The sequence below is a fragment of the Pseudomonas wayambapalatensis genome (assembly GCF_049942315.1).
Taxonomy (GTDB): Bacteria; Pseudomonadota; Gammaproteobacteria; order Pseudomonadales; family Pseudomonadaceae; genus Aquipseudomonas; species Aquipseudomonas wayambapalatensis.
In genome coordinates this window covers 42,320-66,140 of record NZ_JBNFMU010000200.1, presented here as the reverse complement: position 1 = coordinate 66,140, position 23,821 = coordinate 42,320, and the positions used below count along the sequence as shown (strand labels likewise).

Annotated in this window: 21 protein-coding genes; 16 read left to right on the top strand and 5 right to left on the bottom strand. The window is 63.5% G+C overall.

Annotated elements, in window-relative coordinates; translation table 11 throughout:
* Positions 1 to 6 precede the first annotated feature (6 nt).
* The 4 genes from gatB to ACPZMI_RS16600 all read left to right on the top strand — a co-directional run bounded on the left by gatB (position 7) and on the right by ACPZMI_RS16600 (position 3,390).
* Positions 7 to 1,452 carry an Asp-tRNA(Asn)/Glu-tRNA(Gln) amidotransferase subunit GatB gene (gene gatB, locus ACPZMI_RS16615; protein WP_054894400.1) on the top strand — a complete coding sequence of 482 codons (1,446 nt, stop codon included), beginning with the start codon at positions 7 to 9 and terminating at the stop codon, positions 1,450 to 1,452.
* A gap of 74 nt (positions 1,453 to 1,526) precedes the next feature.
* Positions 1,527 to 1,901, top strand: a complete 375-nt coding sequence (locus tag ACPZMI_RS16610; RefSeq protein ID WP_186711242.1) for a septal ring lytic transglycosylase RlpA family protein — start codon at positions 1,527 to 1,529, stop codon at positions 1,899 to 1,901.
* 60 nt (positions 1,902 to 1,961) lie between these two features.
* Entirely contained in the window at positions 1,962 to 3,005 is a 1,044-nt protein-coding gene (locus tag ACPZMI_RS16605; protein WP_186668001.1) for a calcium/sodium antiporter, read from the top strand.
* Between the two features lie 10 nt (positions 3,006 to 3,015).
* A complete protein-coding gene (locus tag ACPZMI_RS16600) occupies positions 3,016 to 3,390 on the top strand; it encodes a carboxymuconolactone decarboxylase family protein (protein WP_186667816.1) in 375 nt (124 codons plus the stop codon).
* A gap of 107 nt (positions 3,391 to 3,497) precedes the next feature.
* Here the strand turns inward: ACPZMI_RS16600 and ACPZMI_RS16595 are convergent, their stop codons facing one another.
* A complete protein-coding gene (locus ACPZMI_RS16595) occupies positions 3,498 to 4,859 on the bottom strand; it encodes an amino acid permease (protein ID WP_426352679.1) in 1,362 nt (453 codons plus the stop codon).
* Between the two features lie 51 nt (positions 4,860 to 4,910).
* A complete protein-coding gene (locus ACPZMI_RS16590; protein ID WP_186667812.1) occupies positions 4,911 to 5,852 on the bottom strand; it encodes an AEC family transporter in 942 nt (313 codons plus the stop codon).
* Between the two features lie 198 nt (positions 5,853 to 6,050).
* On the opposite strand from ACPZMI_RS16590, the gene ACPZMI_RS16585 reads away from it, so the two are divergent.
* Both ACPZMI_RS16585 and ACPZMI_RS16580 read left to right on the top strand, forming a co-directional pair.
* Positions 6,051 to 7,667 (top strand): phospholipase, encoded by a 1,617-nt coding sequence (locus ACPZMI_RS16585; RefSeq protein WP_426352689.1) that lies wholly within the window; start codon positions 6,051 to 6,053, stop codon positions 7,665 to 7,667.
* 14 nt (positions 7,668 to 7,681) lie between these two features.
* Complete coding sequence (locus ACPZMI_RS16580) at positions 7,682 to 7,870, top strand: hypothetical protein (protein WP_186667808.1); 189 nt, start codon at positions 7,682 to 7,684, stop codon at positions 7,868 to 7,870.
* A 58-nt stretch (positions 7,871 to 7,928) separates the two neighbouring features.
* On the opposite strand, the gene ACPZMI_RS16575 is transcribed toward ACPZMI_RS16580, so the two are convergent.
* Together ACPZMI_RS16575 and ACPZMI_RS16570 are read right to left on the bottom strand one after the other, a co-directional pair.
* On the bottom strand, positions 7,929 to 8,489 hold the full coding sequence (locus ACPZMI_RS16575; RefSeq protein WP_186667806.1) for a response regulator transcription factor: 561 nt from the start codon (positions 8,487 to 8,489) through the stop codon (positions 7,929 to 7,931).
* A complete protein-coding gene (locus ACPZMI_RS16570; RefSeq protein ID WP_186667804.1) occupies positions 8,486 to 9,745 on the bottom strand; it encodes an ATP-binding protein in 1,260 nt (419 codons plus the stop codon). Before ACPZMI_RS16570 ends, ACPZMI_RS16575 begins: the two co-directional genes overlap by 4 nt.
* Before the next feature lie 199 nt (positions 9,746 to 9,944).
* Between ACPZMI_RS16570 and ACPZMI_RS16565 the strand changes: the two genes are divergently transcribed.
* The 9 genes from ACPZMI_RS16565 to ACPZMI_RS16525 all read left to right on the top strand — a co-directional run bounded on the left by ACPZMI_RS16565 (position 9,945) and on the right by ACPZMI_RS16525 (position 21,624).
* Positions 9,945 to 10,658, top strand: a complete 714-nt coding sequence (locus ACPZMI_RS16565; RefSeq protein ID WP_186667802.1) for an SIMPL domain-containing protein — start codon at positions 9,945 to 9,947, stop codon at positions 10,656 to 10,658.
* Between the two features lie 370 nt (positions 10,659 to 11,028).
* Complete coding sequence (locus ACPZMI_RS16560) at positions 11,029 to 12,654, top strand: ABC transporter substrate-binding protein (RefSeq protein WP_186667800.1); 1,626 nt, start codon at positions 11,029 to 11,031, stop codon at positions 12,652 to 12,654.
* 204 nt (positions 12,655 to 12,858) lie between these two features.
* Complete coding sequence (locus ACPZMI_RS16555; RefSeq protein ID WP_186711246.1) at positions 12,859 to 14,451, top strand: ABC transporter substrate-binding protein; 1,593 nt, start codon at positions 12,859 to 12,861, stop codon at positions 14,449 to 14,451.
* 161 nt (positions 14,452 to 14,612) lie between these two features.
* Positions 14,613 to 15,992 (top strand): OprD family porin, encoded by a 1,380-nt coding sequence (locus ACPZMI_RS16550; RefSeq protein WP_186667796.1) that lies wholly within the window; start codon positions 14,613 to 14,615, stop codon positions 15,990 to 15,992.
* Between the two features lie 69 nt (positions 15,993 to 16,061).
* On the top strand, positions 16,062 to 17,657 hold the full coding sequence (locus ACPZMI_RS16545) for an ABC transporter substrate-binding protein (protein WP_186711247.1): 1,596 nt from the start codon (positions 16,062 to 16,064) through the stop codon (positions 17,655 to 17,657).
* A gap of 72 nt (positions 17,658 to 17,729) precedes the next feature.
* On the top strand, positions 17,730 to 18,740 hold the full coding sequence (locus ACPZMI_RS16540) for an ABC transporter permease subunit (protein WP_186667792.1): 1,011 nt from the start codon (positions 17,730 to 17,732) through the stop codon (positions 18,738 to 18,740).
* A gap of 10 nt (positions 18,741 to 18,750) precedes the next feature.
* Positions 18,751 to 19,677 (top strand): ABC transporter permease subunit, encoded by a 927-nt coding sequence (locus ACPZMI_RS16535; protein WP_186667790.1) that lies wholly within the window; start codon positions 18,751 to 18,753, stop codon positions 19,675 to 19,677.
* Between the two features lie 10 nt (positions 19,678 to 19,687).
* The gene (locus ACPZMI_RS16530) at positions 19,688 to 20,656 is read left to right on the top strand and encodes an ABC transporter ATP-binding protein (RefSeq protein WP_186667788.1); all 969 of its coding nucleotides are present in this window, start codon (positions 19,688 to 19,690) and stop codon (positions 20,654 to 20,656) included.
* A complete protein-coding gene (locus ACPZMI_RS16525) occupies positions 20,656 to 21,624 on the top strand; it encodes a peptide ABC transporter ATP-binding protein (protein WP_426352678.1) in 969 nt (322 codons plus the stop codon). Before ACPZMI_RS16530 ends, ACPZMI_RS16525 begins: the two co-directional genes overlap by 1 nt.
* A gap of 168 nt (positions 21,625 to 21,792) precedes the next feature.
* On the opposite strand, the gene ACPZMI_RS16520 is transcribed toward ACPZMI_RS16525, so the two are convergent.
* A complete protein-coding gene (locus ACPZMI_RS16520) occupies positions 21,793 to 22,731 on the bottom strand; it encodes a hypothetical protein (protein WP_186667784.1) in 939 nt (312 codons plus the stop codon).
* A 240-nt stretch (positions 22,732 to 22,971) separates the two neighbouring features.
* Between ACPZMI_RS16520 and ACPZMI_RS16515 the strand changes: the two genes are divergently transcribed.
* On the top strand, positions 22,972 to 23,796 hold the full coding sequence (locus ACPZMI_RS16515) for an AraC family transcriptional regulator (RefSeq protein WP_186667782.1): 825 nt from the start codon (positions 22,972 to 22,974) through the stop codon (positions 23,794 to 23,796).
* Positions 23,797 to 23,821 lie beyond the last annotated feature (25 nt).

Here is a 23,821-nt window from a genome sequence, read left to right as displayed (position 1 = left end):
TCACACATGCAATGGGAAGTTGTGATCGGGCTGGAGATTCATACCCAGCTCGCCACCCAGTCGAAGATCTTCTCCGGCAGCGCCACCACCTTCGGCTCCGAGCCGAACACCCAGGCCAGCCTGGTCGACCTGGGCATGCCCGGCGTACTGCCGGTGCTGAACCAGGAGGCCGTACGCATGGCCTGCATGTTCGGCCTGGCCATCGATGCCGAGATCGGGCCGCGCAACGTGTTCGCGCGCAAGAACTACTTCTACCCCGACCTGCCCAAGGGCTATCAGATCAGCCAGATGGACCTGCCGATCGTTGGCAAGGGCCACCTGGACATCGCCCTGGAAGACGGCACCCTCAAGCGCATCGGCGTCACCCGCGCACACCTTGAGGAAGATGCCGGCAAGAGCCTGCACGAAGATTTCAACGGCGCCACCGGGATCGACCTGAACCGCGCCGGCACACCGCTGCTGGAAATCGTTTCCGAGCCGGACATGCGCAGCGCAAAAGAGGCCGTGGCCTACGTCAAGGCCATCCACGCCCTGGTGCGCTACCTGGGTATCTGCGATGGCAACATGGCCGAAGGCTCGCTGCGTTGCGACTGCAACGTCTCGGTTCGCCCCAAAGGCCAGGTCGAGTTCGGCACCCGCTGCGAGATCAAGAACGTCAACTCGTTCCGCTTCATCGAGCGGGCGATCAACAGCGAGATCCAGCGCCAGATCGACCTGATCGAGGACGGCGGCAAGGTAGTCCAGGAAACCCGTCTGTACGACCCGAACAAGGACGAGACCCGCTCCATGCGCAGCAAGGAGGAAGCCAACGACTACCGTTACTTCCCCGATCCGGACCTGCTGCCGGTGGTCATCGAGCCAAGCTTCCTCGAGACCGTCCGCGCCTCGCTGCCCGAGCTGCCGACACAGAAGGTCGAGCGCTTCCAGAGCCAGTACGGCCTGTCGGCCTACGACGCCAACGTGCTGGCCAGCAGCCGCGAACAGGCCGACTACTTCGAGCAGGTGGCCAGTATCGGCGGCGACGCCAAGCTGGCGGCCAACTGGGTCATGGTCGAGCTGGGCAGCCTGCTGAACAAGCTGGGTGTCGAAATCGACCAGTCGCCAGTCAGTGCCGAGCTGCTCGGTGGCATGCTACAGCGCATCCGCGACAACACCATCAGCGGCAAGATCGCCAAGACCGTGTTCGAGGCCATGGCTGCCGGTGAAGGCGATGCCGACAGCATCATCGAGAGCAAGGGCCTCAAGCAGGTGACCGACACCGGCGCGATCGACAAGATGCTCGATGAAGTGCTGGCGGCCAACGCCGAGCAGGTCGAACAGTACCGCGCCGCCGATGAGGCCAAGCGCGGCAAGATGTTCGGTTTCTTCGTCGGCCAGGCGATGAAGGCCTCCAAAGGCAAGGCCAACCCGGGGCAGGTGAACCAATTGCTCAAGGCCAAGCTCGAAGGGTGACCTGAACGCCCTCGTTCGCGGGCAAGTCGGGGCGCCGACTTGCCCGCGAATGGAAGCACCGGAGAGCACCTGCCTTGCTAAAAAAAAACCTCACCGCCCTGGCTCTTTTCTCTGTCTTGGCCGGCTGTGCCAGCCATGACATCGACCCGCGCGGCTACGACGAAACCGGCACCGCCTCCTATTACGGCTCCCGCCACCACGGCAAACGCACCGCCAGCGGCGAAGCCTTCAACCAGCACGGCCTGACCGCCGCCCATCGCACCCTGCCGTTCGGCAGCCAGGTACTGGTGACCAACCTGTCCAACCAGCGCAGCGTGGTGGTACGCATCAACGACCGCGGCCCCCATACCCGTGGCCGACTGATCGACCTGTCACGCGCTGCCGCAGAAAAAATCGGCATGCTCCGTAGCGGAACGGCGCGAGTCCGGGTACAAGGTCTGAGCGACTGACCTGACTGGAGCCCTGCCATTTTCGACCTCGCTACCCTCCCCACCTTCAGCCTCCTGCAACTGGGCCTGGGCCTGGTGCTGTTGGTCATCGGTGCCGAACTGCTGGTGCGCGCCGCCCTGCGCCTGGCCACGCGCCTGCATGTGCGGCCGCTGATCATCGGCCTGAGCCTGGTGGCCTTCGGCAGTACCGCACCACAACTGACGGTCAGCCTGCAGGCGGCCTACCAGGGTGCCCCGGACGTGGCGGTGGGCAGTGTGATCGGCAGCAACATCTTCAATGTGCTGGTGATCCTCGGGCTTGCCGCGCTGATCATCCCGCTACGCGTTTCGCGGCAACTGGTACGCCTGGACATCCCCTTGATGATCGCCGCCAGTGCAGTGGTCTACCTGCTGGCGGCCAACGGCGAACTGGGGAGGCTCGAGGGCGGGCTGTTGTTGCTGGGCCTGCTGGGCTACCTGGGCATGCTCTGGCACCAGTCACGCCACTATGCTCGCACCTATCCGGCGCCCGACGCCGCACGCCGCAGCCCGGGCCGTTTCTGGAGCACCGTGGTGCTGCAGACCCTGTTCGGGCTGGTGCTGCTCAGCCTCGGTGGGCACTTGCTGCTGGAGGCGGCGGTCGAGGTCGCCACGGATCTGGGCCTGTCCGAGCGGATCATCGGCCTGACCGTGGTCGCGGTCTGCACTTCGCTGCCGGAACTGGCCGCCGCGCTGATCGCCGCCCTGCGGGGCGAACGCGAGATCGCCGTGGGCACGGTGATCGGCAGCAACCTGTTCAACCTCCTGGCAGTGCTGGGGCTGACCGCCTTGACCACGCCCGAGCCACTGACCATCTCACCCAACGCACTGGCATTCGACCTGCCGGTGATGCTCGGGGTCGCCGCCCTGAGCCTGCCCGTGTTCTATTCCGGCTACCGGATCACCCGCGCCGAAGGGCTGGTGTTCCTGGCGCTCTACCTGGCCTACGGCCTGCATGTGGTGGCCTTCACCACCGGCATGCCACTGGCCGGGCGACTGGAGCGTCTGATGCTGTTCTACGTCATGCCGGTGCTGGCGGTGGTGTTGCTGTACACCACGGTTCGTGCCTGGCGCCGCCAACACTGAGGATTACGCAATGACCGACAACAAGAAGGCCGGCGAGCAGGTTCGTCGCCAGGTGATGGGGGACGCTTTCGTCGATCGTGCCCTGGGCAATGCCACGGCGTTCACCCAGCCCCTGCAGGACTTCGTCAACGAACATGCCTGGGGCAGCGTCTGGTCCCGCGAGGGGCTGCCATTGAAGACCCGCAGCCTGATCACCCTGGCGGCGCTGACCGCACTGAAGTGCCCACAGGAACTCAAGGGCCATGTGCGCGGGGCGTTGAACAACGGCTGCACGGTGGAGGAAATTCGCGAAGCACTGCTGCATTGCGCAGTGTACGCCGGGGTGCCGGCAGCGATCGATGCATTCCGCGCGGCGCAGGAAGTGATCGACAGCTACCAGGCCTGAGATCGCACCGGACTCTTCGCGGCTAAACCCGCTCCCACAGGCACGCCACTATGCGGCCCCTGTGGGAGCGGGTTTACCCGCGAAAAGAACGACGCATCAGCGCAGATTCATCCCCTGGCCTGACGCGCTTTCTTCACCCGGAACGCTACCCACAGCGCAGCGATCCACAGCGGAATCAGCATCACCGAGATGCGCACTGGCGGGGTGAGGTACATCACCACCAGGATCAGCACGATGAACGCCAGGCACAGGTAGTTGGTCAGTGGATGCCCCCAACTGCGGTAGAACGGCGTGACGCCCGCCGCCAGCTTGGCCTTGCGGAACTTGAGGTGGGTGATGCTGATGCTCGCCCAGTTGATCACCAGCGCCGACACTGCCAGGGCCATCAGCAAACCGAACGCCTCCCCCGGCATCAGGTAGTTGATCACCACGCAAAGACCGGTGGCCAGAGCCGAAACCCCCAGCGCCACCAGCGGTACGCCGCTGCGGCTGACCTTGAGCAACTGGCGCGGCGCATCGCCCTGGCTGGCCAGGCCGAACAGCATGCGGCTGTTGGCGTAGACGCAGCTGTTGTAGACCGACAGCGCGGCGGTCAGCACCACGACGTTGAGCACGGTGGCGACCACATCGCTGTCCAGCTCATGGAAGATCATCACGAACGGGCTGCCGCCCTGCACCACCTTCTGCCACGGGTACAACGCCAGCAACACGGCGAGCGCGCCGATGTAGAAGATCAGGATGCGGTAGACCACCTGGTTGGTAGCCTTGGGGATGCTCTGGCGCGGATTGTCCGCCTCGGCAGCGGTAATACCCACCAGCTCCAGGCCGCCGAAGGAGAACATGATCACCGCCAGCGCCATGATCAGCCCGGTGACGCCATTGGGGAAGAAGCCACCGTACTGCCACAGGTTGGCCACGCTGGCATCCGGGCCACCATGACCGCTGCCCAGCAGCCAGGCGCCGAAGCCGATCATGCTGACGATCGCCACCACCTTGACCAGGGCGAACCAGAACTCCATCTCGCCGTAGACCTTCACCTGGGTCAGGTTGATGGCATTGATCACCACGAAGAAGATCGCCGCTGTGGCCCAGGTCGGAAAGTCCGGCCACCAGTACTGCACGTAGATACCCACGGCCGTCAGTTCGGCCATGCCCACCAGCACGTAGACGACCCAGTAGTTCCAGCCGGAGACGAAGCCGGCGAACTCACTCCAGTATTGATGGGCGAAGTGGCTGAAGCTGCCTGCGACCGGTTCCTCGACCACCATCTCGCCAAGCTGGCGCATGATCAGGAAAGCCATCAGGCCAGCGATCGCATAGCCCAGCAGTACCGAAGGGCCGGCCAACTGGATGGTCTGAGCGATCCCCAGGAACAGGCCGGTGCCGATGGCGCCGCCCAGCGCGATCAACTGGATATGGCGATTCTTCAGCCCGCGTTGCAACCCCGCGGGCGTGCTCTGGTCTTGCATGAAGTGTCCTTTAGTTCAGGAGGCAGTGTTGTTGTGTTGTGCGGCCAGCATCTAGATCCACCCGCCCCATTGCAAGATGAATATGCCGATATTGGTGGTGATCGCCGCCATTAGCGTCGTGATCACGATGATAGACGCAGCCAGCTCGTGATTGCCATTGGCCGCGCGGGCCATGACATAACTGGCCGCCGCCGTCGGGCTGCCGATGTAGAGAAACAGAATCCCCAGCTCCGCGCCGCGAAACCCGCACAGCCAGGCGCCCAGGGTACCCACCAGCGGCAGCCAGACCATCTTCACCAGGCTGGCATCCACCGCGAGCTTGCCGCTGTCGCGCAGGGCCGCCAGCGACAGGGTGCCGCCAATGCAGATCAGCGCCAGTGGCAGGGTCATCTGCGCCAGGTAGTCGCCTGAAGTCAGCAACCAGTTGGGCAGGGGCACCTGCCCATACGCCATGGGCGTCGCCGCCAGCACGCTGATGATCAGCGGGTTGCTGAAGATGCTCTTGCACAGGCTCCACGGGTCGGATTTCAGGCTCGGGCTGTACACCGCCAGCACCACCGTCGACAGCGAGTTGTAGAGCAGGATCACCAACCCGGCGAGTACCGCACCCAGGGAAATCCCGTAGTCGCCATAGAGGCTGGCCGCCAGCGCCAGGCCGATCACCCCGTTGTTGCCACGAAACGCACCTTGCGTGTAGATGCCGCGGTCCTCTGGCGGGCTGCGCCAGATCGCCAGCCCCCAGGACAGCGCAAAGCACACCAGGGTCGCGAGGATGAAGTAGAGGATGACCCCGGGCTTGACCGCCGTCGACAGGTCGGCGTGATAGATACCCAGGAACAGCAGCGCCGGCATGCAGGTGTTGAACACCAGCGAGGACGCGACCTTGATGAAATTGTCGTCGATCAAGCGGATGCGTTTGAGTAGCACGCCCATGAACAGCATGGCGAAAACCGGGGCCGTGATGTTCAACGTCTGGATGAGAAGGGCGAGCATTGCGCGCGATCCTGAGAAGGTTGCCGATAGGGAGCTAATCATACGTCAGTGCCAGGTGATTGCGTCCGCCATGGATGAAGGATCTGCCCACAAACAGATCTTGACGTACGAAATTTCCACCCTATTATCAAAAAAACTGTATATGCATACAGTTAATTAGGACTTTTCAGACATCGCATGGAGCAACCAATGTCAGAAATGCAATCACTGCCCGCAACCGGCCAAGCCAATCTGCAAGTCGCGGACCTCGACCGCTTGTTCGACCCCGAAGGCATCCCCTTGGAGGGGGAGCACACGCACCTGGTGCTGGTGGTGGACGGCCATCACACCATCAAGTACCACCGCCTGCCACCACTCGAAGCACCGAAGCCCACCGGGCCCGAGTTGCGCTTCGAGGGCGGCGAGCACACCGCCATCGGCGACAACGTCCTGCTGCGCTTCACGGCCAACCAACCACCGATCGTGGCGCACCAGTCTCCGCTGCCGTTGCCCAACGGCCTGAGCCTGACCTACGGTCAGGTGGTTGCGCTGGGAGGTGACTTCTACGGCGTGCCGGAACGCCCCATCGCCGATGGAACAACACCCTCCGAGCGCATCGAACGCTTCGTCCAGGCTTTCGACTCGCTGGCCCGCCTGCCCGCCTCCCGTGCCGAAGCCCAGGAAATTCTGGCGGTCATGCAGGAAGAGATCTCGGCGGCCAACCGCGCCATCAAGGACGGCCGTCAACCCCATGAAGCCTATGACGCACTGGGCGACAGCCTGTCGGCGCGCTGGAATCGCATCACCGGGGGCGGTAGCGTGGCTTCGGATCTCCTGCCACTGGGTCGCTACCTGAAACTGGCCGCCAGCAACTGGGACCATTTCGGCCGGTCGGCCCTGCTGGCCTACCAGGCCGGTCACGGCGCAGCACTGCAACAGGCGCTGCGCGCCCGTGACAGCGGCGACGAACGCGACCTGCAACTGGCCTATGCCATGAACGCCTTCGCCGACCACTTCCTTACCGACCTGTTCTCCGCCGGCCACCTGCGTGTACCGCGCAAGGCCCTGGCCGACGCGGTCACGCCGAGCGATATCGGCTCGCTGGTGTCGCGCTTCATGCACGACGAGGACAGCAAGTACGGCCTGCGCGTGCGCAATGCCGAAGGCGAGCAATGGCGCGCCTATGGTGACAAGCGTTATTTCGACAGCGTTGATGTGGCCAACCGGCGCCAGGTCGGGCGCGCGGTACAGCGTTCGGCCGACGAAGTGTTCCAGGCCTTCGACAAGGGGCGGGCCGCATCGCCGGAGCAGTACGCCGCCCTGCGTCTGACGCCAGACCTGCAGGCAGCCGAGCAGGACCTGGTCCCCGGCAATTTCGCTGCGCTCTACCGCCAGCAAGGCTCGACGGTACTGCGGCGCAAGAATGTGGCCGACCTCAACGACCGCCAGTACACCAGTGACTGGTGGGGTTGGAGCACCTACCTGCTGCTCAAGGACTACAAACCCAACCGCCCGACGGGCTTCATCGATGCCCCGGCAACTTCACCGACCATCGTTGCCGGCGGCTGGCAGCGCCGCGAGCCGGATGGTCTGAACTGGCGCCAGGGTAATGCCGTGCGCTATGCCTTCAGTGTCGACGATGGCGTCAACGAATCCTACATCGGCCCCTGGAACCCCTATACCGAGCTGGGCGAGCAGTTCCACCCGACCGTGCAGGTACCGCTCGATGCCCAACGTCGTGGGCGCAACCTGTTCCGCCAGTTCCGCGATGGCGCACCGGAGCTGATCGCGCGCCTAGACGGGCAGGCCACCACTTACATCGACCGTAACGCGTGACAAGGAGGTCACCGATGAATATCAGGATCAAACTGGAACTGGCTTCGGGCCAGTCGCTGCAAGGGATGCCGCTGGAGCTGCTGCGCGATGGGCAGGTGATCGGGCGAGCGCAGGTGGCGCGGGAGGGAGAGGTGTCGTTCGCGGTCGAGCCAGGCACAGGTGCGCTGGCGGTGCGCATGGATCGGACGGTGATCGGGGGCTGATTTTCGCGGCGCCTGCTTCACGGCCAAGTCGAAGCAGGCGCCGCGCTCTGTCGTCCGATCAGCGCCGCACCGGCCGCTTCTGCAGCTTGCGCTGCAAGGTGCGCCGGTGCATGCCCAGCGCCCGCGCCGTCGCCGAGATATTGCCTTCGTGCTCGGTCAACACGCGCTGGATATGCTCCCACTGCAGGCGGTCCACCGACATCGGGTTTTCCGGCACCAGGGTATCGAGGTCGGCATGTTCGGACAGCAGCGCCGCCAGCACATCGTCGGCGTCGGCCGGCTTGCACAGGTAGTTGCAGGCGCCGCGCTTGATCGCCTCGACCGCAGTGGCGATGCTGGAATAGCCGGTCAGGATCAGCACGCGCATCTCCGGGTCCAGTTCCAGCAGCTTGGGCAACAGGACCAGGCCCGAATCACCTTCCATCTTCAGGTCAAGCGTGGCGTAGTCCGGCAAGTCCTGCTGAGCCAGGATCAACCCCTCCTCGGCACTCGAGGCGGTGCTCACCCGAAAACCGCGGCGGCTCATGGCACGGGCCATCACCCGGGTAAAGGTGGCGTCATCATCCACCAGCAGCAGGTGCGGCAGCTCTTCGCCTTCGATCTGGTTCTCATCGCTCATCGTTCATCTCCTCGCTTGCCATGGGGCAGGCGCAGCTCGGTCAGGGTGCCGCCCTCTTCATGACTATAGAGTTTCACCGAGCCCCCCGCGCGGGTCACGCTGGCCTTGCTCAGGAACAGGCCCAGGCCGAAGCCTTTGCCCTTGGTGGTAAAGAAGGGTTTGCCGATCGCCTCGGCGATGGCTACCGGTACGCCGGCACCATGGTCGCGGATACTGATCAGGATATCCTGGGCATCCCAGTCCAGACGCACTTCGAGGTCGTTCGGGCAGGCATCGGCGGCGTTGTTCAGCAGGTTGAGCAGCGCCTGGGTGAGGTCTGGTGGCGGAGTCAGGCGCGGCACCTCGCCATCGCGCAGGCGCTGGAAACGGTAACTGGCTTCCGGACGCATCAGGTGCCAGCGATTAAGCGCCTCGTCGAGCCATGCCGTGACATCCTGCTCCTGCACATTCATGCGTCGGTTGGCTTCGGCGGCACGCACCAGTTGCTGCAGCGTCTCCTTGCAAAGCTTGACCTGGTCCTGCAGCACCGCAAGGTCTTCCTGCAACTGCGGATCGGTATGGTCCTGGCGCATCTCGTTGATCAGCACGCTCATGGTCGCCAGCGGCGTGCCCAGCTCATGGGCGGCCCCGGCGGCCTGCGTTGCCACGGCCAGCAACTGTTCGTCGCGCAGGCTATCCTCGCGCCGCTCGGCACGCATCTGCTCCTGGCGGCGCAGTTCCTCGGCCATGCGCGCGGCAAAGAAGGTAATGACAGCAGCGGCCAGGGCGATGCTCAGCCACATGCCATACACCTGCATGGTGTCACGTGCCAACGGCAGCGTCTCCAGCGGGTAGAACTGCACCAGCAGCAGGCTGTAGGCAACCAGCGCAATGCCCGACAACACCAGTGAATAGATCCACGGCAGGGTCACGGCGGCAATCGCCAGCGGCACCAGGTAATAGGACACGAACGGGTTGGTCGAGCCCCCCGAGTAGTACAGCAGGGCGCTGTGGATCAGCAGGTCACAGGCCAGTTGCAGGGCGTATTCCATCTCCGTGACCGGCAAGGTCAGGCGCAGGCGCAAGGCGGTAAAGGCACACAGCAGCGACGACAGCGCGAGCGTTGCCGCCAGCGACAGCCACGGCAGCGGCAGCAGCTCGGTCCAGTAGGCCACGCCCACGGAGCCGGCCTGGGCGGCCAGGACCAGGATGCGAATGATGGTCAGGCGCCAGAGGTTCTGACGGGTGGCGGACATTGGGTGTGCGGGGGCGAGCATGAGCTCTCCTGATGAGTGCTCCAGGACAATCGGCTGGAGTATACCGAAGCCAGGCGCCCCGCTGCAGCAATGCGGCAAAGCGCCACACTCTGTCACAAAGTCATGATGGCATTGTTGAACCCACTACACTGTTTCCGGTCTGATGGGCCATGCGTGGAACGGACGTCATCCCCACGCTTTCTACTTGAAGGAGTCATACATGCACATTTCCCGTCGCAGCGCCGCGTTAGTCCTGTCTTGTGGCATGCTCGCCAGCCTGCCGGCCCTGGCCGCCGACGAGCCGCGCTACAACCAGGTATCGCTGCGCGCCGAGGTCAGCAAGGAAGTGGCCCGCGACCTGATGGTCGTCACCCTGTACAGCGAAGCGCAGAACACCGACCCGGGCAAGCTCGCCAAGCAGATCACCGAAACCATGAACAAGGCGGTCCAGCAGGCCCGCGAAGTCAAGGACGTGAAGATCAGCCAGGGCAGCCGTAACAGCTATCCGGTCTACGACACCAAGGGCCAGAAGATCACCGGCTGGCGCGAGCGCGCCGAGCTGCGCCTGGAAAGCGCCGACTTCCCGGCCCTGTCCAAACTCACCGGTGAGCTGCTGCAGGAACTGAAGATGGGCGGCATGGACTTCTCCATCGCCCCGGCCACCCGCAAGGCCAGTGAAGACGAGTTGCTCAAGGATGCGGTCAACGCCTTCAAGGCCCGCGCCCAACTGGCCACCGAAGCCCTCGGCGGCAAAGGCTACAAAGTGGTCAGCCTGAACCTCAACAGCAGCGGCTACCCGCGCCCTTACATGCGCAGCGCACCGATGGCGATGAAAGCCATGGCTGCAGATGAAGCCGCCTCGCCGGACATCGAAGCCGGCACCAGCGAAGTCAGCATGAATGCCGATGGGCTGATCGAAGTACAGATGCCGTGATCGCGGCTGCGCTCGACTGAGCGACCGGGGCCACCTGCAAGGTGGCCCCTCTCCTGGCCACCGCACCTGTCGCAATGACAGCGGGGGCAATGATCATCTCCACCCTGCATCTGAATCTTCCTACGCACTGCTTCAGTGCAACCTACATCCCTTATCGCTTCGAAACATGTCGCAAAATGCCAGCTTTTTTCTTGCGCAAACGTTCAACCTGCGCAAAATTTACATGAATGCGACATCCATGTACGACCGTGCCACATTTCTGGCGCCGACTATCCTGTTGAGTGTTGCAATGGGTACACCCCCTGCATAAGTATCCGCAGGTCGGCTCACGAGGCCACCTCAAATCAAAAATGACAACAATGAGGCCACCATGCTCAAACACGCAGTCATTCCGTTCCTGGTAGGCGCAGGCCTGCTGGCTGGCGCCCCTGCAGCCCTCGCCGCGTCCAACCTGGTGTTCTGCTCCGAAGGCAGCCCCGCCGGTTTCGACCCGGGCCAATACACCACCGGAACCGACTTCGACGCCTCGGCCGAAACGATCTTCAACCGCCTGACCCAGTTCGAGCGTGGCGGCACCGCCGTCATCCCCGGCCTGGCCACCAAATGGGACGTTTCCGAAGACGGCAAGACCTACACCTTCCACCTGCGTGAAGGGGTCAAGTTCCATACCACCGACTACTTCAAGCCGACTCGCGAATTCAACGCCGACGACGTGCTGTTCACCTTCAACCGCATGCTCGACAAGGACATGCCGTTCCGCAAGGCGTACCCCACCGAATTCCCGTACTTCACCGACATGGGCATGGACAAGAACATCGCCAAGCTCGAGAAGCTCGACGATCACACCGTCAAGTTCACCCTCAACGAAGTGGACGCCGCGTTCATCCAGAACCTGGCGATGAGCTTCGCCTCGATCCAGTCCGCCGAGTACGCCGACCAGTTGCTCAAGCAGGGCAAGGCCGCCGACATCAACCAGAAGCCGATCGGCACCGGGCCGTTCGTGTTCAACAGGTACCAGAAGGACGCGCTGATCCGCTACAAGGGCAACAAGGACTACTGGAAGCCGGACGACGTGAAGATCGACAACCTGGTCTTCGCCATCAGCACCGACGCCTCGGTGCGCATGCAGAAGCTCAAGCGTGACGAGTGCCAGGTCACCCTGTTCCCGCGCCCGGCCGACATCGAGCCACTGAAGAAGGATCCGAAGCTGCAGATGCCTGAACAGGCCGGCTTCAACCTCGGCTACATCGCCTACAACGTGATGGACAAGATCAAGGGCAGCAACGAGCCCAACCCCATGGCCCAGCTCAAGGTGCGCCAGGCGCTGGACATGGCGGTGAACAAGCAGCAGATCATCGATTCGGTGTACCAGGGCGCCGGCCAGCTGGCAGTCAATGCCATGCCACCGACCCAGTGGTCCTACGACACCACCATCAAGGACGCCAAGTACGATCCGGAAAAAGCCAGGCAGTTGCTCAAGGAAGCCGGCGTCAAGGAAGGTACCGAGATCACCCTGTGGGCCATGCCGGTGCAACGCCCCTACAACCCCAACGCCAAGCTGATGGCCGAGATGCTGCAATCGGACTGGTCCAAGATCGGCATCAAGGCCAAGATCGTCAGCTACGAATGGGGCGAATACATCAAGCGTTCCAAGGGCGGCGAAAACGGCGCCATGCTGATTGGCTGGAGCGGCGACAACGGTGACCCGGACAACTGGCTCGGCACCCTGTTCGGCTGCGACGCACTGGAGGGCAACAACTTCTCCAAGTGGTGCTACAAGCCCTACGACGACATCATCAAGCAGGCCAAGGCCACCTCCGACCAGGCCAAGCGCACCGAGCTGTACAAGCAGGCGCAGCACATCATCAAGGAGCAGGTGCCGATGACCCCCATCGCCCACTCCACGGTCTATCAGCCGATGAGTGCGAAAGTGAAGGACTTCAAGATCAGTCCGTTCGGACTGAACTCCTTCTATGGCGTAAGCGTGGAGAAATAGCGCCCAGCCAGCCCCGCCATGTGACGGGGCTGGCATGGGTTCGGCGAATTGTCGAAATTTCTCGGCAACATTCAGAAGTTTCTTACGCCACTAGACATATTCATTACCTGTCTCGCCCTTCCTGATGCCGCTAACGTCAGGAACGGGCTTCTGTTGCCGCCTGTTCAGTACGCGGCAGCGCAAACAGATGAGGAAAGGATCGCCATGCGCCGTACCACACTACTTGGCACCATGCTGGGCCTGGGCCTGCTCGGCCAGGCCATCGCTGCCCAGGCCAACAACCTCGTGTTCTGCTCCGAAGGCAGCCCGGCTGGCTTCGACACCGCCCAATACACCTCGGCCACCGACAACGACGCCGCCGAGCCCCTTTACAACCGCCTGGTCGAATTCGAGCGTGGCGGCACCGCTGTGCAGCCAGGCCTGGCCACCGACTGGCAGGCGTCCGAGGACGGCCTGCGCTACACCTTCCACCTGCGGCCTGGGGTGAAGTTCCACCACAACAAGGACTTCAAGCCCACCCGCGACTTCAACGCCGACGACGTGCTGTTCACCTTCAATCGCATGCTCGACAAAGAGCATCCGTTCCGTAAGGCCTACCCCACCGAGTTCCCCTACTTCATCAGCATGGGCCTGGACAAGAACATCGCCAAGGTCGAGAAAACCGACCCGCTCACGGTGGTTTTCACCCTCAACAAGGTCGATGCCGCGTTCATCCAGAACATCGCCATGGCCTTCGCGTCCATCCTCTCCGCCGAATACGCCGAGCACCTGTTGGCGACCGGCAGGCCCAGCGATATCAACCAGAAGCCGATCGGCACCGGCCCGTTCGTGTTCCAGCGCTACCAGAAGGACTCGCAGATCCGCTTCAAGGGCAACAAGGACTACTGGGCCCCTGACCGGGTGAAGATCGACAACCTGGTGTTCTCTATCAACATCGACCCTTCGGTGCGTATCCAGAAACTGCGCCGCAACGAGTGCCAGGTCACCCTTCATCCACGCCCGGCCGATCTCCCTGCGCTCAAGCAGGACGGCAAGCTGCAGATCATGACGCAGCCCGGCTTCAACCTCGGCTACATCGCCTACAACACCCAGCATCCACCGTTCGATCGACTTGAAGTGCGCCAGGCGATGGACATGGCGGTCAACAAGCAGGCGATCATCCAGGCGGTCTACCAGGACGCCGGGCAAGTGGCAGTCAACGCCATGCCGCCCACCCAATGGTCCTACGACGATACGCTCAAGGACGCGCCGTTCGATCCGCAAAAAGCCAAGCAGTTGCTGGAGCAGGCCGGGGTCAAGCCAGGCACGGAAATCACCCTCTGGGCCATGCCGGTGCAACGCCCCTACAACCCCAACGCCAAGCTCATGGCTGAAATGCTCCAGGCCGACTGGAGCAAGCTCGGCTTCAAGGTCCGTATCGTCAGCTACGAATGGGGCGAATACCTCAAGCGCATGAAAAATGGCGAACACGACATCGCCCTGATCGGTTGGACCGGCGACAACGGTGACCCGGACAACTGGCTCGGCACCCTGTTCAGTTGCGATGCCATTGGCAGCAACAACTACTCGCAGTGGTGCGACAGCCAGTACGACGAACTGGTCAAGAAGGCCAAGCAGGTCACCGACCGCGAACAGCGCACCCACCTCTACCAGCAGGCCCAGCAACGCCTCAAGCAGCAGGTACCGATTACCCCGGTGGCCCATTCGACGGTCAACCAACCCCTCAGCATCAGTGTGAAAGACTTCAAGGTCAGCCCCTTCGGACGCAACGTTTTCTCCGGCGTCAGCATCGATTGACCCTGTATCGCCAGACCGGGAGTACCCCCCACTCCCGCGACCGCGTGCAGCCCGGATTTGCCTGGCAATCCCAGGTGAACACCCGCAGTACCGCGTCACCGAGCCAAGCCCGACCCACAAGATCGGGCCACAGATATAAGAATAGAAAGGGAGCTTTAACCTTGAAACGAACCACCAAAACCGCGCTGGCCCTATCCATCGGCGCCTTCTGCGCCGCCGCCCAGGCAGAACCTGTCAGCCAGGACTTCTACCCGCTGAGCCTCAAGTCAGGCAGTGAGCAGGCCGATGCTTCAGGCTTCTTCGAAGGCCAGAGCCTGAGCGGCAGCACCCGCAACTGGTACGCCCGCGAACGCGCCACCCGTGCGCCGCTGTGGAAGTACTACAAGAGCGACGGCACCCGCCACGACACCCACAGCCGTGACAACTGGGTACAGGGCACCATCCTCAACTACAGTTCGGGCTTTACTCAGGGCACCGTGGGCTTCGCCACCGAAGTCGCCGCCTACAACGCCATCGCCCTCGAGCGTGGTCGCGCAGCGATTGCCGGGCCGAACAACCGCACCCTGACCCATAGCGATGGCGACCCTGTCGGCCAATGGAGCAAGGCGGGCCTGGCCAACGTCAAGGCGCGCATCTCCAACACCACCCTCACCGTCGGCCGTCAGTCCCTGGACACGCCGATGATCGCCTACATCGGCAACCGTGCCCTGCCTTCGAGCTTCCAGGGCGTGGCGTTGCACAGCGCCGAATTCGACAACCTGTCGTTCGACATCGGCACCTTCGACCGCGTCTCGCCGCGTACCGAACAGAGCCTGAGCAAGTTCCGCTCCGAATACAGCGCCACCGGCGTGGAAACCGACCGTGCCAGCACCGCCGGTATCAACTACCAGCCGTTCAAGAGCCTGACCACCAGCCTGTACGCCACCAAGGTCGACGACTTCTGGAACCAGTACTACTTCGGTGCCAACCACGTGCTGGGTGACAGCGCGGTGCTGAGCCTGACCACCGGCCTGAACTACTACAAGACGGTCGATGCCGGCAGCAAGAAGATGGGCGAGATCGACAATGACACCTACAGCCTGTCGTTCGGCCTCACCCACCAGGCGCACACGCTCACCGCCTCCTGGCAGCAGGTCAACGGCAACGAGTACTTCGACTACCTGCACGAAACCAACGGTATCTACCTGGCCAACTCCCTGCTGTCGGACTTCAACGGCCCGAACGAGAAATCCCTGCAGATTTCCTACGTGCTGAACATGGCCCAGTACGGCGTGCCAGGCCTGAAGTTCAACCTGTACAACGCCCGCGGCTGGGGCATCGACGGTACCCACTACCGCGGTACCGCCTACGACGTGCGTGGCATGGATGGCGAGACCCACTACGAGTGGGGCATCGGCACCAGCTATGCGGTGCAGAGCGGCATGCTGAAGGACACCAGCATCCGCGCCACCTATACCGCCCACCGCGCGAGCAAGGCCCAGGCCGACGGCAGCCTGGACGAGCTGCGCATCGTGACCACCATTCCGTTCAACATTCTCTGACCGCCACGGTCACGGCCCGGGCTTTCCGGGCCGTGACGTCTACGCTGGAGTCATTCGCAGGGAGGTTCCATGAAATCGCTACCGCTACGCGCTGCCCTGGCAGCGATCATCCTGGGCGCCGCCGGCAACCTCGCGGCCAAGCCCCTGGTGGTGTGCACCGAAGCCAGCCCCGAAGGTTTCGATATCGTCCAGTACACCACCGCGGTCACCGCCGACGCCTCGGCCGAAACCGTGTTCAACCGCCTGGTCGACTTCAAGCCCGGCACCACCGATATCCAGCCGGCGCTGGCCGATAGCTGGGACGTCAGCGCCGACGGCCTGACCTACACCTTCCACCTGCGCAAGGGCGTGAAGTTCCACACCACCGACTACTTCACTCCCACCCGTGACTTCAATGCCGACGACGTGCTGTGGAGCCTGAACCGCCAGTTCGATGCCAAGCACCCATGGCACGACAAGACCAGCGTCGGCTACCCCTATTTCGAGAGCATGGCCTTCGGGCAACTGCTCAAGTCGGTGAGCAAGACCGACGACCACACCGTGGTGATCACCCTGACCCGCCCCGAAGCGCCGTTCCTTCGCGACCTGGCCATGGCCTTCACCTCGATCTACTCCGCCGAGTACGGCGACCAGTTGCTCAAGGCCGGCAAGACCGGCGACCTGAACAGCAAGCCGATCGGCACCGGTCCGTTCGTGTTCCAGCGCTACAACAAGGACGCCCAGGTCCGCTTCAAGGCCAACCCCGACTACTTCCGCGGCAAGCCGCCCAGCGACACGCTGGTGTTCGCCATCGCCACCGACAACAACGTGCGCCTGCAGAAGCTACGGGCCAACGAATGCCAGATCGCCCTGTACCCCAAGCCCGACGACGTCCCGGCGATCAAGACCGATCCCAAGCTCAAGGTCGCCGAGATCGAAGCCCTGGTGACCGGCTACATCGCCATGAACACCGAGCACAAGTACCTTAGCGACGTGCGCGTGCGCAAGGCGATCAACATCGCCTTCGACCGCCAGACCCACGTCGACCAGTTGTTCGGCAAGGGCAACGCGCTGGTCGGGGTCAACCCCTACCCGCCGACCATGATCGGCTACAACACCGCCAACAAGAATCCGCCGCGCGACCTCGACAAGGCCCGCGCCCTGCTCAAGGAAGCCGGCGTTCCCGAAGGCACCGTCATCACCCTGTTCACCCGCAACGGTGGCGGCCCGACCAACCCCAATCCACGCCTTTCGGCAGAGATGCTGCAGGCTGACCTTGCCAAGATCGGGCTCAAGCTCGACATCCGCGTGATGGAATGGGCCGAGATGCTGCGCCGCGCCAAGAAGGGTGAAGCAGACCTGGTCTCCGCCGGCTGGGCCGGCGACAACGGTGACCCGGACAACTTCCTGACCCCGATGCTCAGTTGCGATGCCGCCAAGACCGGCGAGAACTATGCGCGCTGGTGCAACCCTAAGTTCCAGGAACTGATCACCCGTGCCCGCGAGATCATCGACAACGATGAACGCGCCAAGCTCTATAGCGAGGCGCTGGCGGTGTACGATGAGGATCAACCGTGGATCAGCATGGCCCACCCGAAGATGTTCACGGCCATGCGCGACAACGTAGAGGGATATGTCATCAACCCTCTGACCAATAACAACTTCGCCACCACCAAGGTGAAGTAGAAGAAAAACATGACCGCCGGCCTCTGCAAGGGCCGGCGGCTGCCTTGACCGGCCGATGAGGTACCTCCGACGATGTTGAGTTTTATTGCCCGGCGCCTGGGCCTGCTGATACCGACCTTCTTCGGTATCACCCTGCTGACCTTCGCGCTCATACGCCTGATCCCCGGCGACCCGGTGGAAGTGATGATGGGCGAGCGCAGGGTCGACCCTGAAATGCACGCCCAGGCCATGGAACGCCTTGGCCTGAACAAACCCCTGCCGGCCCAGTACATGGACTACATCGGCAAGCTTGCCCAAGGCGATCTCGGCGAATCGCTGCGCTCGCGCGAGAGCGTGTGGAAAGAGTTCACCACGCTGTTCCCCGCCACCCTGGAGCTGGCGTTCTGCGCGTTGATCTTCGCCGGCGTCTTCGGCCTGCTGGCCGGGGTGATCGCGGCGCTCAAGCGCGGATCCTTGTTCGACCATGGGGTGATGGGCGTCTCGCTCGCCGGCTACTCCATGCCCATTTTCTGGTGGGGCCTGATCCTCATCATGTTCTCGTCGGTGAGCATGGGCTGGACACCCGTGTCCGGGCGCATCGACCCGCTGTACGACGTCGAGCCGGTGACCGGTTTCATGCTGATCGACACCTTGCTGGTGGGCGATGAAGGCTCGTTCAAGGATGCCTTCATGCACCTGATCCTGCCGACCATCGTGCTCGGCACCATCCCGCTGGCGGTGATCGCCCGCATGACCCGCTCCTCGATGCTCGAAGTGCTGCGCGAAGACTACATTCGTACCGCCCGCGCCAAGGGCCTGTCGCCGGCCCGCGTGGTCTTCGTGCACGGCCTGCGCAATGCGCTGATCCCGGTGCTGACGGTGTTCGGTCTGCAGGTCGGCACCTTGCTCGCAGGTGCCGTGCTCACCGAAACCATCTTCTCCTGGCCGGGCATCGGCAAATGGCTGATCGAAGCCATTGGCGCCCGTGACTACCCCGTGGTCCAGAACGGCATCCTGTTGATCGCCTGCCTGGTGATCCTGGTCAACTTCGTCGTGGACATCCTCTACGGCCTGGCCAACCCACGCATCCGTCATCAGCGCTGAGGTCCCCGCCATGACTAATCCGACTTCCAACGCTGTGACCCAGGCTGCAACCGCCGACCACAGCCAGCTCTACCCCTCCCCGTACAAGGAGTTCTGGCAGGCCTTCTCGCGCAACAAGGGCGCAGTGGCAGGCCTGGCCTTCATGTGCCTGATCGTGTTCTGTGCGCTGTTCGCCCCATGGGTCGCACCACACAACCCCAGCGAGCAATACCGCGACTTCCTGCTGACCCCACCAGTCTGGCTCGAGGGCGGCACCTGGCAATTCATCCTCGGCACCGACGAACTGGGCCGCGACCTGCTTTCGCGCCTGATCCAGGGCGCACGGCTGTCGCTGCTGATCGGCCTGTCGTCGGTGGTGATGTCGCTGATCCCCGGCATCCTGCTGGGCCTGTTCGCCGGGTTCTTCCCACGCTTGCTAGGCCCGTCGATCATGCGCCTGATGGACGTGATGCTGGCCCTGCCCTCGCTGCTGCTGGCCGTGGCCATCGTCGCCATCCTCGGCCCTGGCCTGATCAACACAGTGATCGCCATCGCCGTGGTCTCGCTGCCTTCCTACGTGCGCCTGACCCGCGCCGCGGTGATGGGCGAGCTGAACCGCGACTACGTCACCGCCGCACGCCTGGCCGGTGCCAGCCTGCCGCGCCTGATGTTCGTCACCGTGCTGCCCAACTGCATGGCACCACTGATCGTGCAGGCTACCTTGAGTTTCTCCTCGGCGATCCTCGACGCCGCCGCCCTGGGCTTCCTCGGCCTCGGTGTCCAGCCGCCCACCCCCGAATGGGGCACCATGCTGGCCTCTGCCCGCGACTACATCGAGCGCGCCTGGTGGGTGGTGAGCCTGCCTGGCCTGACGATCCTGCTCAGCGTGCTGGCAATCAACCTGATGGGCGACGGCCTGCGCGATGCGCTGGACCCGAAACTCAAGAACGCCGCCTGAGGAGAGCGCCATGTCACTGTTGCAGATCAACAACCTGAACGTGCGCTTCGGCGACGCCAACGCCGTCCCCGTGGTGGACGGCCTCGACCTGTCGGTGGACGCCGGCGAGATCCTCGCCATCGTCGGCGAGTCCGGCTCCGGCAAGTCGGTGACCATGATGGCCCTGATGGGGCTGATCGACGCCCCTGGGCGCATCACCGCCGACAGCCTCACCTTCGACGGCATCGACATGCTCAAGCTCAGCGGTCGTCAGCGCCGCAAGGTGGTGGGCAAGGACATCGCCATGGTCTTCCAGGACCCGATGACCGCACTCAATCCCAGCTACACCGTGGGCTACCAGATCGAGGAAGTGCTGCGCCAACACCTCGGTCTGAAGGGCAAGGCTGCACGCCAGCGCGCGTTGGAGCTGCTCAAGAAAGTCGAGATCCCGGCCGCCGAAAGCCGCCTGGACGCCTACCCGCACCAGCTCTCCGGCGGCATGAGCCAGCGCGTCGCGATCGCCATGGCGATTGCTGGCGAACCCAAGCTGCTGATCGCCGACGAACCGACCACCGCCCTCGATGTGACCATCCAGGCACAGATCATGGAACTGCTGGTCAACCTGCAGAAGGAGCGCAACATGGCGCTCATCCTGATCACCCACGACCTGGCCGTGGTTGCCGAAACCGCCAGGCGTGTGTGCGTGATGTATGCAGGGCAGGCAGTGGAAGTGGGCCAGGTGCCGGAGCTGTTCGACATCCCCGCACACCCTTACAGCGAAGCGCTGCTGGCAGCGATCCCCGAGCACAGCATCGGCGCCGAACGGCTGGCCACCCTGCCTGGCATCGTGCCCGGGCGCTATGACCGCCCCCAGGGTTGCCTGCTGTCACCTCGCTGCCCTTATGTACGTGACAACTGCCGGGCACAGCGTCCGGCCCTCGATCCCCAGGCCCACAGCCTGGTGCGCTGCTTCTACCCGTTGAACCAGGAGGTGGCGTGATGACTGTCGTTCTGTCCGCCCGTGAACTGACCCGTCACTACGAAGTCTCCCGCGGCCTGTTCAAGGGCCATGCACTGGTGCGCGCGCTCAATGGCGTGTCGTTCGAACTGGAGGCCGGCAAGACCCTGGCCGTGGTCGGCGAATCCGGCTGTGGCAAGTCCACCCTGGCCCGTGCCCTGACCTTGATCGAAGAGCCCTCTTCGGGCTCGCTGCAGATTGCCGGCACCGAGGTCAAAGGCGCCGACAAAGCCCAGCGCAAGCAGTTGCGCCGTGACGTGCAGATGGTCTTCCAGAGCCCCTATGCCTCGCTCAATCCGCGGCAGAAGATCGGCGATCAGTTGGCCGAGCCCTTGTTGATCAACACGTCGCTGAGCAAGACCGAGCGCCGCGACAAGGTGCAGAAGATGATGCAGCAGGTCGGCCTGCGCCCTGAGCACTACCAGCGCTACCCGCACATGTTCTCCGGCGGTCAGCGCCAGCGTATCGCCCTGGCTCGGGCGATGATGCTGCAGCCCAAGGTGCTGGTCGCGGACGAACCCACCTCGGCGCTCGATGTGTCGATCCAGGCCCAGGTGCTGAACCTGTTCATGGACCTGCAGAAAGAGTTCAACACCGCCTACGTGTTCATCTCGCACAACCTCGCGGTGGTGCGGCATGTCGCTGACCAGGTGCTGGTGATGTACCTGGGCCGTCCGGCGGAAATGGGGCCCAAGGAAGATATCTACGAGAAGCCCCTGCATCCCTACACCCAGGCACTGCTCTCGGCGACTCCGGCCATTCACCCGGATCCGCTCAAACCGAAGATCCGTATCGCCGGCGAGCTGCCCAACCCGCTGAACCCGCCAGACGGCTGCGCCTTCCACAAGCGCTGCCCCTATGCCACGGAGCGTTGCGGCAAGGAGATTCCAGCGTTCAGGCAGGTCGGAACGCGGCAGGTGGCCTGCCACTATGCGGAGCAGTTCCTGTAAGCGGCATGAAGCCGCTACCGTAGGACAGCAGTTGCAAGAAGGGCCGCATTAGCGGCCCTTTTTTTATCAGTGCATGAAGATCGCGATCAGAATGATCACCGGGATTGGCACCCCAAGCATCCAGAGCAGTATCGAGCGCATGATGGTTCCTCCAGTCGTGAATTCGAATTAGCGGACAACAGTGGTCGAAGCATGCAGCGCACGATGGTCTTGCTCGATCCACCGGGCACCGTCACGCAGGCGGCCACCGAACAGGGCTGCGAAGCTGGCGAAGAACGCGCCGCACAGCAAGGCGATGAAGGTCCAGATGGCGGTCCAGGCCGCGACCTTCGCCGCAGTGTCGGCAGCTTCCTGGGCCGCCTGCTTGGCTTGCGCAGCATCCTGACGCGCCTCTTCATAGACTTGCTCGACCCGCGCCTGGGCTTCGGTTTGAGTCAGTCGGGTACGCTGGGCCACCAACTGGGCCAGGTAGGTGCGATCCTCGGCAGCCATCCCGCCGTCAGCAGCCAGGCCACGGACCAGGATTCGGCTGGCCACGCCATTGGCCGCATCCTCGCTCACCGCGACCGGACCATCGCCACGGAACAGACGATCGACGTAGTAACCCATGGGGTCGGCGGCGCCTGACGGCTTGCTCTTGTCATCCGCCATGGAAACGCTGGCGACAGCGCCCGACGCGGCAGCAGCGCCTGCCGAGGCACCGGCACTGGCGAGTCCGCCAGCCGAGGACACGACCAGCAACGCAGTGACCAGGGTCGCGATGGCCCAGGACAGGAAGCCATGGGCGGTATCGCGGAAATACACCTCGTCACCATGCAGGTTGGCCCACTTCACCCGCAGCCGACCCGCCATGTACCCGCCCAGCCCGGAGGCGAGGATCTGGGTAATCAGCAGCCAGACGATGGTGGATATCCCCAGTGCCTTGGCGCTGGCGCCTTCGTTGGCCCAGGGAGATGAGGCGGCAAAGCCCAGGCCCGCGCCCAGTATCACGAGGATCAACGACAACGCCGCCGCAGCAGCGGCACCGGCGAAGATGGCGGCCCAGGATACGCCCGAGCGGTTCGGGGCCTCGGAAACAACGGTTGGCAGATCGGCAGTGGTAATCATGATTCGCGCCTTATGAGGGTGAGCAAAACTTCCTTTTTGTTTGCCACTGGATCAGTGCAGCGCGCGTGCCAGTTGTGACAAAAAATGACATCCAACTAAATCAATCACTTAGCTGAAAACCACTTCCTAGGATCGTGCGAATCGCCCGAACCCACCCATTCGAACTGGGCGTTATGCAGTCCCCGCAGCCCTGTGGCTTCTCAGGCCAGGCCGTGCGCCCTTGTCGCCCGGAGCGGCCCGATGCATTATCGGCCCATGACCGCCACTCTCCTTCCAGACGGCCCCGCCCAGACACCGCTCACTGCGGAAGTCGTCATGCGCTACCACTTGTGCTGGAAGCATCGCGACCTGGATGGGGTCATGGCGCTGTATCACCCAGAGATCCAGTACCACGACTTTTTCCAGAACCGCGTACTCGGCTTCGACGAGCTGCGCGAATACGTGCGCGTCTCGTTGCCGCACGAAGCCGGGGAAGACATCGTCCACAGCGACCGCATCCGGGTCGACGGTTGCACAGCCTTCATCCAGTACCAGGTGACGGTCCAGGGCGGTGAAGGCCTGGTGGCCTTCCAGTCCAGCGAGGCGATCACGGTCAAGGACAACCTGATCTGGCGGGTCAACGAATACGGCACGCTGATCCGCCGCGACGGCAAGGGCGCAAGCGCCTCCGGGCCGCGTCCCGCGACCAGCCGCCTGGGCCTGTCGCCACGGCAACTGAGCACCATGGCCCAGGACCTGGAACATTACTTCCAGGCCCAGCGCCCCTACCTGGACCCTGAGCTGGACCTGCAACAGGTCGCACAGGAGAGCGGCTACAGCCGCAACCAGATCTCCTACCTGCTCAACCAGGTGCTCGGCCAGAGCTTCTACCGCTACGTCAACCAGGCCCGCCTGCAGCACCTGCTCGCCGGGCTCGATGACGCGGGCTGCAGGGCGCCGATCGACGAACTGGCCTTTGCCGCCGGCTTCAATTCGCTGTCGGCCTTCTACAAGTGCTTTCGCGAACACACCGGGCTCTCGCCCAAGGCCTACGTGAAGCAGATTTCTCTGCGTGCACGCACGTAAGACAGCGAAGCGCCCGCCCTACTAG